The sequence below is a fragment of the Streptomyces sp. NPDC091272 genome (genome assembly GCF_044757485.1).
Classification (GTDB): Bacteria; Actinomycetota; Actinomycetes; order Streptomycetales; family Streptomycetaceae; genus Streptomyces.
Genome location: NZ_JBIVVC010000019.1, coordinates 71731 through 83145, shown reverse-complemented (window position 1 = coordinate 83145; position 11415 = coordinate 71731). Strand labels below are relative to the sequence as shown.

Genomic DNA, 11415 nt, shown 5'->3' with positions numbered 1-11415 from the left:
CAAGCGCGACTACATCTTCAACGGCACCCTCACCGTCGCAGCGATCGCCATCTGGCTCCGCGACACCGTCCAAGAGCCATCAGAAACGACCTAGGGGACCCCCCCCTTCAACCCCCGTGGGCAGCGGGGTGGCTCCCCGGGGCCCCTCTCGGTGGGGGTGCCTCTCCCCGGTCGGGGCGTCTTGTCCTGTGCCCGTCCGGGGTGGGTTGGTGGGTGCGGGTGCGTCGTGGTTGATCGCGCAGTTCCCCGCGCCCCTGAATGCTTGCTCCCGTGGTGTTCGGTGGCCGCATGAGGGGGTGCGCACGTGCTGCTTGGCGGCCTCGCAGGGGGCTGCCCTCAGTGCTGCCCGTCGGTCTCCTTCGGGCTGTGTCCGGCTGCCTTCGGTCTTGGCGGGGACAATGGGCCGGTGCGCTATCAGATCCTCGGCACCGCCCGAGCCCTTCACGACGACGGAACCCCCGTTCCCCTCGGCGGGCCCCGCCTGCGTGCGACCCTGACCGCGCTCGCCCTGCGGCCCGGACGCCGCGTTCCGGTGCGCGTCCTCGTCGACGACCTCTGGGGTGACGCGGACACCCAGCCCGCCGACGCCCCCGCCGCGGTCCAGGCCCTGATCGCCCGGCTGCGCCGTAGCATCGGCCGGGAGGCGGTGGTGTCCGTCGACGGTGGTTATCTGCTCGCCGCCGACCCCGACGACGTCGACCTGTTCCGGTTCGAGCGCCTCGCCACCGAAGGCTCCCGCGCCCTCGCCGAGGGCGACCCGACGAAGGCCGTCGCCCTCCTCGACGACGCGATCTCCCTCTGGCAGAGCGGCCCCGCCCTCGCCGACCTGCCGGGGCGCACGGCCGACGCGGCCCGTTGGGCGGCCCGCCGACTCGACGCCAGGCGCGCCCGTCTCGCGTCCTGGCTCGCCCTGGGCCGTGCCGAGGAAGCCCTCGCCGAGCTCGCGGCGCTCTGCGCGGCCCATCCTATCGACGAACCCCTCCAGGCGCTGCGCCTACGGGCGCTGCACGAAGCGGGCCGCACCGCGGAGGCACTGGAGGCGTACGAGGCCGTGCGCCGGGACCTCGCCGACCGGCTGGGCGTCGACCCGTCCGCCGAACTCAGGTCCCTCCACGGGCAGCTGCTGGACTCGCCCGAGACCGCGGGGTCCACGGTAGCGCCCATGGCCGCGCCCACGACCGGTGCCGCAGCCGGTGCCGCGGGCACGGCCTCCGCCGGCGCTTCCCGCCTCAGCAGCAGCGACGAACCCCGTACCTCCGTCGCGCCGGGCGGCAACCTGCGTTCCCGGCTCACCTCCTTCGTCGGCAGGGAGGCCGACATCGTCACCATCCGGGGCGACCTCGCCCAGGCGAGACTGGTCACCCTGCTCGGGCCCGGCGGCGCGGGCAAGACGCGCCTCTCCCAGGAAGTGGCGGAGGCGGTGGAGGCGGCGGGGGCCGACGGGCCCGCCGGCCATGCCCGCCCCGGCGCCGACGCCGCGCCCCCCTGGCCCGACGGGGTCTGGATGGTCGAGCTGGCACCCGTCGACGACCCCGAGGCGGTGCCCGACGCCGTACTCACCGCGCTCGGGGCACGCGAGACCGTGCTGCGGGGGGCCGGCGCCGAGGGGATCCGGGTCGCCGAGCGGCTCGACGACGACCCCCTCGTACGGCTCGCCGAGCACTGCGGGCGACGGCGCATGCTGCTCCTGCTGGACAACTGCGAGCACCTCGTGGACGCCGCCGCCCACCTCGCCGAGCACCTCCTCGCCCACTGCCCAGGGCTCACCGTCCTGGCCACCAGCCGCGAACCCCTCGGCGTGCCGGGCGAGTTGGTGCGCCCGGTCGATCCGCTGCCGGAGCCCGTCGCGCTGCGGCTGTTCGCCGAGCGCGGCGCCGCGGCCAGGCCCGGGTTCCGGGTCGAGGACGACCCGTCGGCCGCCGCCGAGATCTGCCGACGGCTGGACGGCCTGCCGCTCGCCATCGAACTGGCCGCAGCCCGGCTGCGGATGCTCACCCCCCGCCAGATCGCCGACCGGCTCGACGACCGATTTCGGCTGCTCAGCGCGGGCGCCAGAACCGTACTGCCACGGCAGCAGACGCTCCGGGCCGTCGTCGACTGGTCGTGGGACCTGCTGACCGACGGCGAGCGCGCCGTGCTGCGTACGCTGGCGGTCTTCTCCGGCGGCTGCGACCTGGCCGCGGCCGAGGCCGTCTGCGGGCCCGACGCCCTGGACCTGCTGGGCTCGCTCGTGGACAAGTCCCTCGTGGTGGCCGAACCGTCCGAGGCCGACGGCGGGATGCGCTACCGGCTGCTGGAGACCGTCTCCGAGTACGCCGTCGAGCGGCTCGCGGAGGCCGGCGGGCGGGAGGCCGCCGAGCAGCGCCACCTCGTGCACTTCCGGGAACTCGCCCGGGTGGGCGACCGGTTGCTGCGCAGCAACGAACAACTGCACTGGATCGCCAGGTTCCGACGCGAGTACGAGAACCTGCGCAGCGCCCTGCGCCGCGCCGTCGCCGTCGGGGCCGAGCAGGAGGCACTCTGCCTGGTGCACTCGCTGGCCTGGTACTGGCAGGTCCGCGACCTGCGCACCGAGTCCCGGTACTGGACGGCCGCCACGATGGCACTGGGCCCCGACCCGTTCGCCGGCCCCGCCGAGCCCGCCGCCGCCGTGTTCGAGCAGTGCACCGACGCACCCCCGCCGATGCGCCCCGAGGTGCTCCAGGAGGCCAGGCGCGGGGTCCGGCTGCTCAACCTGGTCAACATGAACCACGACGAGGACATCTGGCTCGGCCCGGAGCGCAAGGACTGGCTGGGCCGGGTCGTCGCCACCTACCGCCCGGGGCTCCCGCAGGCCTGCCGTACCCCCGGCGCGCTGTGGATCTTCGCGTTGCTGATGACCAGCGAGCACGACGAGTTGCTGCGTGAGGCGATCAACCAGACCGTCGAGGCCTGCCGGGGCTTCGGCTACGAGTGGGAGCTCGCCTTCTCCCTGGAGATGCGCGCCAACATCTTCGCCAACCGCACCGCCTGGGCAGGCGACGCCCGCAGGGACGCGGACGAGAGCCTGGAGATCTTCCTTAGGCACGGCGATTCCTGGGGGGCCGCCGAAGCGCTCGCCGCACGCGGCGAGGCGCACGAGCGCGTCGGGGAGTTCGCCGCGGCCGCCGAGGCGTACCGCGAGGCCATCAGGCACGCGCAGCGGCTTGAGGCACGCTCCCAGGTCCTGCTGCTGCGCAGCCGGCTGGCCGGGGCGCTGATCGAGTCCGGTGCGGGGGACGAGGGCGAGACTCTTCTGCGGGGAGTCCTCAAGGACCCTGAGGGGGCGAGCATCGAGGTGCGCCCGTTCGCCCTGCTCTTCCTCGCGGTGTGGCTGGCCCGCTCAGGCCGCGTCGCCGAGGCCCGTGCCCAGCTGACCCGGATGCGTATCGACTTCGACAACGGCAACCTGCGGATCTTCGACGGCTTCTCGGTCGGGCTGCTCGCCTGGGTGGCCAACCTGGAGGAGGCGTACGAGGAAGGCCTCGGGTACGGCGCGCAGGCCCTGGAGCGGTCGCAGGACTCGCTGTCCCAGATGGTCGCCCCGCAGATGCTCGCCGTCCATCTGATGACCGTGGCGGGCTCGCTGGCCGGACTTGCCACGTTCGAGACCGGGGCGGGCAGACGGGAGAGGCTGGCGACGGAGGCGGCCATGCTGCTCGGGGCCTATGCGGCGGGCCTTCCGGAAGGTCACTGGGTGGCCGCCCAGGAGGCCGACGGCCGGGACCTCGCGACCCGGCTGGCCCGCACCGTCCTGGACGACGCCGCCTACGACGCCGCGTACACCGAGGGCGGTGGCCTCTCCATGGAGGAGGCCACCGCCCTGGTGTACGCACGACGCGACGAGTACCGGAAGAACGGCGAGTACCGGAAGGAGGACGTCCATCTGAAGGAGGGCGTCAGCCGGCAGGAAGAGGGCTGAACGTCAGGTCTTGCTGCGGAACTTGCGGATCGCCAGCGGCGCGGTGATCAGCGTGATGACGGCCGACCAGGCCAGCACCATCCACACGTCGTGGGCGACCGGGCCGCCCATGAACAGTCCGCGCGCCGCGTCCGCGAGGTTGGACAGTGGGTTGTAGTCGGTGAAGGTCTGGAGCCAGCCCGGCATCGTGGACGTCGGCGTGAAGATCGACGAGCCGAACTGGAGCGGCATCAGCACGATCATGGCCAGTCCCTGCACGGCCTGCGCCGTCTTGACGGTGAGTCCGATCAGGATGAAGATCCACATCAGGGAGGCGCCGAACAGCAGCGAGAGGCCGACCGCCGCCAGCACGTGCAGCAGTGAGGTACCGACGGTCATCCCCAGGATGAGGCCGACGACCAGCAGGATCGTGAAGGCGACCAGCATCCGGCCGATCTCGACGACGATCTTCGCGACGAGGACCGAGGAGCGGGCGATCGGCATCGTGCGGAACCGGTCCATGACTCCCTTCTGGAAGTCCTCGTTGACACCCGTGCCGACGGACATCGAGACGTTCATGCCCATCATCGCCATCAGGCCGGGCACCAGATAGCTGACGTACTCGCTCTGGTTGCCCTTGCCCGCCACGGCGCCGCCGAAGACGAACGTGAAGAGCAGGGTGAAGATGATCGGCATGAACAGGACGTCGAACATCGACTCGGGGTCCTGCTTGATCTGGAGCATGTTGCGCCGGGCGAGCGCGCCGATGTGCCGCAGATTGCCCCGCAGGCCGATCCGGCCCTCGTCGCGGAGGTCCGGCTGTGGCGGCTGCTGCCGCTCGGGCGCCGGTTTCGCCAAGGTGGCCGTGCTCATGCCGCTACCTCTTCCTTCTCCAGGACGTCCTGCGCCGCGGGGGCACTGTCCGCTTCGCTGCTCTTCTCGCCCGTGATCGCCAGGAACACCTCGTCCAGGCTGGGCAGATGGGTGCCGATGTCGGCGATCGCGAATCCGCGCGCCCCCAGCAGGCCCACCACCGCGGTCAGTTGCTCGTCGCTCAGGATCGGCACGTACAGCATGCCTTCGTCGGTGACCGCCTGCGCGCCGCCGACGCCGTCCAGGCCGGCCTCGCTCAACGTCCCGGCCATGGCCCGCAGCTGGGCCGGGTCGCTGGGGCGGATCTGCAGGGTGCGCCCGCCGACCTTGGCCTTCAGCTCGTCGACCTTGCCCTCCGCGACGACACGACCGCGGTCGATCACGGTCAGCTCGCTGGCCAGCTGCTCGGCCTCCTCCATGTACTGCGTGGTGAGCAGCACGGTGACGCCCTCGCCGACCATCCGCTGCACCTCCGCCCACACCTCGTTGCGGGTGCGGGGGTCGAGGCCGGTTGTCGGCTCGTCCAGGTAGAGCACCGCGGGCCGGCCGATCATCGAGGCCGCCAGGTCGAGCCGGCGCCGCATGCCGCCGGAGTACTGCATGGCGGGCTTCTTGGCCGCCTCGGTGAGCGAGAAGCGCTCCAGCAGCTCGTCCGAACGCCTGCGGGCGTCCTTGCGGGACAGGTCGAGCAGCCGCCCGATCATGTAGAGGTTCTCCCAGCCGGAGAGCTTCTCGTCGACCGAGGCGTACTGGCCGGTCAGGCCTATCGTGCGGCGCAGCTGGCGGGGCTGGCGCACCACGTCGTACCCGGCGACCGTCGCCGTGCCGGCGTCCGGGCGGACCAGGGTGGACAGGCATCGCACGAGCGTGGTCTTGCCCGCGCCGTTGGGGCCGAGGACACCGAGGACGGTGCCCTCGCGGACGTCCAGGTCGACGCCGTCCAGAGCCTTGGTGTCGCCGTAGTGCTTGACCATGCCCCGCACTTCGATGGCGTGCGTGGCGGTACCGGTGCGGACACTGCCGCCATCCGGTTTCTTGTCGTATCGCGTCATGCCTGCCATTGGAGCAGGCCCCACTGACAATTGTCCGACGAATTGTTCCGGCCACCGACAGATCACCGACAGGTCACTCACGGACCCACGGACCCACGGCCCCGGACCTATGGTTCTGCGGCCGGCCTTCCCGTACACGCCGACGGCCCGCCGTGGGGGAAGGCGGCGGGCCGTCGTTCGTGCGAGGAGTGGTCGCTGGGAAGCGGGCGGTCGGCGGCCGGTGTCTTCCGATCGGATCGCGCCGGGCCCGCCCGCTCCGGACGGAAGGACTGACGGAGGGGCTAGTGGAAGGTGTGCTCCTCGCGCGGGAACGAGCCGCCCGAGACCTCGTCGGCGAAGGCCCTCGCCGCGTCACCGAGGGTCTGGCGCAGGTTCGCGTACTGCTTGGTGAAGCGGGGGACCTTTCCGCCGGTCAGGCCCACCATGTCGGTGTAGACGAGGACCTGCGCGTCCGTGTCGGGGCCCGCGCCGATCCCGACGGTCGGGATGGACAGGCTGCGGGTGACCTCCGCCGCCAGCTCGGCCGGCACCAGTTCCAGGACCAGGGCGAACGCCCCCACGCTCTCCGCGGCCTTCGCGTCCCGCAGCAGCTGGTGGGCCGCCTCGTCGCCGCGCCCCTGCACGCGGTAGCCGAGCGTGTTCACCGACTGCGGGGTGAGGCCCAGGTGGGACATCACCGGGATGCCGGAGGCCACCAGCAGCTCGGTCTGCGCCAGCGAGCGCTCGCCGCCCTCCAGCTTGACCGCGCCGACCCCCGACTCCTTGATCAGCCGGGTGGCGTTGCGCAGGGCCTGCACGGGCCCTTCCTGGTACGAGCCGAAGGGGAGGTCGGCGACGACCAGCGCGCGCGTCGTGCCCCGCACGACGGCGGCCGACAGGAACGCCATCTCGTCCATCGTGACCGGCACGGTGGTCTCGTAACCGAGGTGGCAGTTGCCCATCGAGTCCCCGACGAGCAGCACCGGCACCCCGGCCTCGTCGAAGACGGACGCCGTCATCGCGTCGTACGCGGTGAGCATGGGCCACTTCTCGCCGCGCTCCTTGGCGGCGGCGATCTGGTGAACGGTGATCCGGCGCGTGCCGGTGCCTCCGTAGAGGGCCTTGGGGTCGGCGGAACGGGAGGGCGGCGGGCCCTGCGGGGCCTCGCTCGGCACGGCGGGCGACGCGCCGTTCGGCGAGGCGTTCCCTGCGGGGTTACGCGCGGCGTTCTGGGCAGCCTGAAGCGTCATGGCTGAAACGGCCTTTCGTCATCTCGAAGCGCCCTTACGGCGTCTCCGGACCGCGTCCATGGTGGCATCCCCGGCGGCAAGGCGGAAGTGGGCCGCGTGGACACCTTTCCCACCTGCCCTTTTGTGCGCGTTTCGTCACAGAGGGCGGGTGCGGCGACCGATGCGGAACCCCAGGTGGGGACCCGCTCGTCCTCCAGGCAGTACGGCCGCCCCGGATGGCGGCCGGGATGCGTACCGGTCATCGCCTAGGGTCAGGGGCGGGGCGGGAGGCATGCGGGGCAAGACAGCGGCACAGCAAGTGAGGACAGCTCAATGGCGCAGGCGTACAGGCCGGACACCGGAGACGACGGCCAGGCGGCAGAGCCTTCCGGGACCGGATCCGGGGCCGGCGCCGGGGTCGGTCCTGGAGCGGGATCCGGTGCCGGCGCCGGGGTCGGTCCCGGAGCGGGATCGGGTGCCGGGGCTGGTTCCGGAAAGGGTCCCGGTGCCGGAGCGTCCGGCAGCGGCTCCCGGTGGCGCGGGGCGGCGGGCGGCAGCTGGCGGGGCGACCGCCGGATCTGGCGGCGCGGCGTGGTCCTCGCCGTACTCGCCGTACTGGTCGCCCTCGTGATGATCTTCCACGCGGAGATCCCCAACACCATCGGCAACCTCGGCAGCCTCACCGAGACCTTCCTGCCCTGGTTCGGCCTCGCGATCCCGCTGCTCCTCGTCCTGGCCCTGCTGCGCCGCTCGGCGCTCGCGCTGGTGGCGCTGATCCTCCCGGCCGCCGTGTGGCTCAACCTCTTCGGCGGGCTGTACACCGACAAGTCGGCGGCCGGCGGCGACCTCACCGTCGCCACCCACAACGTCAACGCCGAGAACAGCGACCCCCGGGGCACCGTCCGCGTCCTCGCGGACTCCGGGGCCGACGTCGTCGCCCTGGAGGAGATCGCGGGCGACAACCTCGCCGGGTACGAGGAGGCCATGCGCGGCACGTACAAGTACCACTCGGTGCAGGGCACGGTCGGGCTGTGGAGCAAGTACCCGATGACCGACACCCGCAAGGTCGACATCAAGCTCGGCTGGGCGCGCGCGCTGCGCGCCACGGTCGCCACGCCCCAGGGCGAGGTCGCGGTGTACGTCGCCCACCTGCCGTCCGTCCGGGTCAAGCTCAAGGCGGGCTTCACCGCGGGCCAGCGCGACGCCAGCGCCGACGCCCTGGGCGAGGCCATCGCCCGCGAACCGGTGCGCAGGGTGGTGCTGCTCGGCGACCTCAACGGCACCATGAACGACCGCGCCCTCAACGGGGTGACCGCGCAGATGCGCTCCACTCAGGGCGCGGCGGGCGACGGGTTCGGCTTCAGCTGGCCGGCCGGGTTCCCGATGGCGCGCATCGACCAGATCATGGTCAGGGGCGTCGAGCCGGTCTCGTCGTGGACGCTGCCCGAGACGGCCAGCGACCACCTGCCGATCGCGGCGAAGGTGAAGTTCTGAGCCGTCGGGCCGGGCGGCGTCACTCCGCCGACTCGCGCCACCTGTTGGTGACGGGCAGCCGGCGGTCCTTGCCGAAGCCCTTGGGGGAGATCTTGGTGCCCGGCGGGTACTGGCGGCGTTTGTACTCCGCGGTGTCCACCATCCGCAGCGTCCTCGCCACCAGCGCCCGCTCGAAGCCCTCGGCCACGATCGCCTCCAGGCCCTGGTCCCGGTCGACGTAGAGCTCCAGGATCCGGTCCAGGACCGCGTAGTCGGGCAGCGAGTCGGTGTCGACCTGGCCGGGGCGCAGTTCGGCGCTGGGCGGCTTGCTGATCGAGTTCTCCGGGATCGGCGGGGTCTGGCCGCGTTCCTCGGCGGCCTTGTTGCGCCAGCGGGCGAGCTCGAAGATCCACGTCTTGTAGACGTCCTTGACCGGGCCGTACGCGCCCACCGAGTCGCCGTAGAGCGTCGAGTAACCCACCGCCAGCTCGGACTTGTTGCCCGGGGCGAGGACGATGTGGCCCTCCTGGTTGGAGAGTGCCATCAGGGTGGTGCCGCGCAGCCGGGACTGGAGGTTCTCCTCGGCGAGACCGGTCAGGCCCAGGGCCTCCATGTACGCGTCGAACATCGGGCCGATGGGGACCGTCCTGTGGTGCAGGCCGGTGCGGCGGGCGAGTTCGGCGGCGTCCCGCACGGAGTGGTCCGAGCTGTACCGGGACGGCATGGACACGCCGTGGACGTTCTGCGCGCCGACCGCGTCGCAGGCGAGGGCGGCGACGAGGGCGGAGTCGATGCCGCCGGACAGACCGATCAGGACCGAGCGGAAACCGTTCTTCGCGGCGTACGCGCGCAGGCCCACCACCAGGGCGGTGTAGATCTCCTCGGTGTCCTCCAGGCGCTGCGCGTAGCCGCCGGTCAGCTCGGTGTCGTACGCGGGCAACGGGTCGGCGCCCAGCACCACGCGCTCGACGCGCAGACCGTCGTCGACGATCCCGGTGACCGGGTCGTCGCCCGCGGCGGGCAGTTCCAGGTCGAGCAGCATGCTGCCCTCGCTGAACTGCGGTGCCCGCGCGATCACTTCGCCGTCCCGGTCGCAGACGATCGAGTCGCCGTCGTAGACCAGTTCGTCCTGGCCCCCGGTCATCGCGACGTACGCGGTCGTGCAGCCGGCCTCCTTGGCGCGTCTGCGCACCAGGGCGAGGCGGGCGTCGTTCTTGTGCACCTCGTACGGTGAGGCGTTGAGCGACAGGAGCAGCCCGGCCCGTGCCGTACGGGCGGCCGGCACCCGGCCGCCGTCCTGCCAGAGGTCCTCGCAGATGGCGAGCGCGACGTCCACGCCGTGCACCCGGACCACCGGCAGCGTGTCGCCGGGGACGAAGTACCGGAACTCGTCGAAGACGCCGTAGTTGGGCAGGTGGTGCTTGGCGAAGGAGAGCGCCACCTTGCCCCCGTGCAGCACGGCGGCGGCGTCCTGCGGGGCGCCCGCGGGACGGCCGTGGCCCGCCTCGCCGCGCGCCGCCCGGTCGAGGTACCCGACGACGACCGGGACGTCGCCGAAGCCTTCCTCGTCGAGCCGCACGGCGAGCGCGCGCACCGCTTCCCTGGAGGCCTCCACGAAGGACGACCGCAGGGCCAGGTCCTCGACGGGGTAACCGGTCAGCACCATCTCGGGGAACGCGATCAGATGCGCACCCTGCGCGGCGGCGTGCCGGGTCCAGTGCACGATCGCCTCGGCGTTGCCGGCGAGATCGCCGACGGTCGAGTCGATCTGGTTGAGGGCGAGGCGTAGTTGAGGCACGCCCGCCACTTTAATCGTCTACCTGACGCGATGGGGGTGCCGTACGAAACTGCTGTGCCGTGGCGGCTGTTGTGCGGAGGCCGGCGCGTGGTGTCGCGGGGGTGCGGTTACTTGGTGGGCCCGGACCAGGTCAGGTCCTCGAAGAGGGCCACGTCCGGGTTGAAGACGACCTCCAGCGAGTCGGCCGCCTCGATCGGCACGGCGTAGGCGGTCTTGCCGACCTTCCGCGTACCAGGTCCGACCTTGCCGCTGATGAGCTCCTGCCGGCCGCTGCCGTCGATCACGAGTTCCGCGGCGTTGCCCTCCGCGTCGGTGGCCTCGGGGAGGCTCGTCGTGAAGTCGACCGGTGCGGAACCGCCGTTGACCACCGTCACGACGACCTGGAGCGCCTTCGTGCCCTCGGTGTCGTCCTCCGAGAGGGTGTAGTCGTCGAAGGCGTACGGCAGGGGCTTCGAGACGGTGACCTCAAGGCCGTTCGGGTAGGTGTAGGTCTCGCCGAACTTCAGCTGCCTGGCCTTCTCCGCCGCTGCCTCCTCGGCGGCCTCGCGCGCCTGGGCGTCCTCGGCCGCGCGGTTGCTCGACGCCTCCGCCTCCCGGATGCGGTCGTACTCGTCGACCCCGTGCTTGACCATGATCAGGGAGATGACACCGCCGCCCACCGCGAACAGGACGCCGACCACGCCGAGGATCAGGCCGCTGAAGGCCACGCCCCGGTTGGTGGCCGTGCCCTGCCTGACCTGGCCGAGGCCGACGATGCCGAAGATCAGGGCGAGCAGGGCGGGCAGCCAGCTCGCCCAGAACAGGAAGGCGACTGTCCCGAGGAGCACGCCGATGATGCCGAGCACCAGGGCCGCGGTGCCCATGCCGTTGCTGGGCGCTTGGGGCGGCATCGGCATCGGCATCGGATATCCGTAACCCCCGGGGTGGCCGCCCGGGTGGCCACCGGGAGGTCCGCCCGGGTGGCTGCCCTGTCCGGGCGGCGGGCCGTGCTGCTCCGGTGCCATCGGGGCGGGCGGCACCCGGGTCTCCTCCTGGGGCGGGGCCCACGGATTCTGGTCGGAGGAAGGCGTGGGCTGGCTCATGCGGAGTCCT

At 72.2% G+C, this 11415-nt stretch carries 7 protein-coding genes; 2 read left to right on the top strand and 5 right to left on the bottom strand.

Annotation, left to right across the window (positions count from 1 at the left end; translation table 11 throughout):
- The first annotated feature begins 406 nt into the window (after window positions 1–406).
- Window positions 407–3940 (top strand): AfsR/SARP family transcriptional regulator, encoded by a 3534-nt coding sequence (locus ACIQM4_RS33835; protein ID WP_401599294.1) that lies wholly within the window; start codon window positions 407–409, stop codon window positions 3938–3940.
- Between the two features lie 3 nt (window positions 3941–3943).
- Here the strand turns inward: ACIQM4_RS33835 and ACIQM4_RS33830 are convergent, their stop codons facing one another.
- The 3 genes from ACIQM4_RS33830 to panB all read right to left on the bottom strand — a co-directional run bounded on the left by ACIQM4_RS33830 (window position 3944) and on the right by panB (window position 7073).
- The gene (locus ACIQM4_RS33830; RefSeq protein WP_401599292.1) at window positions 3944–4792 is read right to left on the bottom strand and encodes an ABC transporter permease; all 849 of its coding nucleotides are present in this window, start codon (window positions 4790–4792) and stop codon (window positions 3944–3946) included.
- Window positions 4789–5844, bottom strand: a complete 1056-nt coding sequence (locus ACIQM4_RS33825) for an ATP-binding cassette domain-containing protein (RefSeq protein ID WP_401599290.1) — start codon at window positions 5842–5844, stop codon at window positions 4789–4791. Before ACIQM4_RS33825 ends, ACIQM4_RS33830 begins: the two co-directional genes overlap by 4 nt.
- A gap of 281 nt (window positions 5845–6125) precedes the next feature.
- Window positions 6126–7073 (bottom strand): 3-methyl-2-oxobutanoate hydroxymethyltransferase, encoded by a 948-nt coding sequence (panB, locus tag ACIQM4_RS33820; protein WP_401599288.1) that lies wholly within the window; start codon window positions 7071–7073, stop codon window positions 6126–6128.
- Between the two features lie 555 nt (window positions 7074–7628).
- On the opposite strand from panB, the gene ACIQM4_RS33815 reads away from it, so the two are divergent.
- Window positions 7629–8546, top strand: a complete 918-nt coding sequence (locus tag ACIQM4_RS33815; RefSeq protein WP_401599310.1) for an endonuclease/exonuclease/phosphatase family protein — start codon at window positions 7629–7631, stop codon at window positions 8544–8546.
- Window positions 8547–8565: 19 nt separating this feature from the next.
- Here the strand turns inward: ACIQM4_RS33815 and ACIQM4_RS33810 are convergent, their stop codons facing one another.
- Together ACIQM4_RS33810 and ACIQM4_RS33805 are read right to left on the bottom strand one after the other, a co-directional pair.
- The gene (locus ACIQM4_RS33810; RefSeq protein WP_401599286.1) at window positions 8566–10323 is read right to left on the bottom strand and encodes an NAD+ synthase; all 1758 of its coding nucleotides are present in this window, start codon (window positions 10321–10323) and stop codon (window positions 8566–8568) included.
- 107 nt (window positions 10324–10430) lie between these two features.
- Complete coding sequence (locus tag ACIQM4_RS33805) at window positions 10431–11405, bottom strand: DUF4190 domain-containing protein (RefSeq protein ID WP_401599285.1); 975 nt, start codon at window positions 11403–11405, stop codon at window positions 10431–10433.
- Between the last annotated feature and the right edge of the window lie 10 nt (window positions 11406–11415).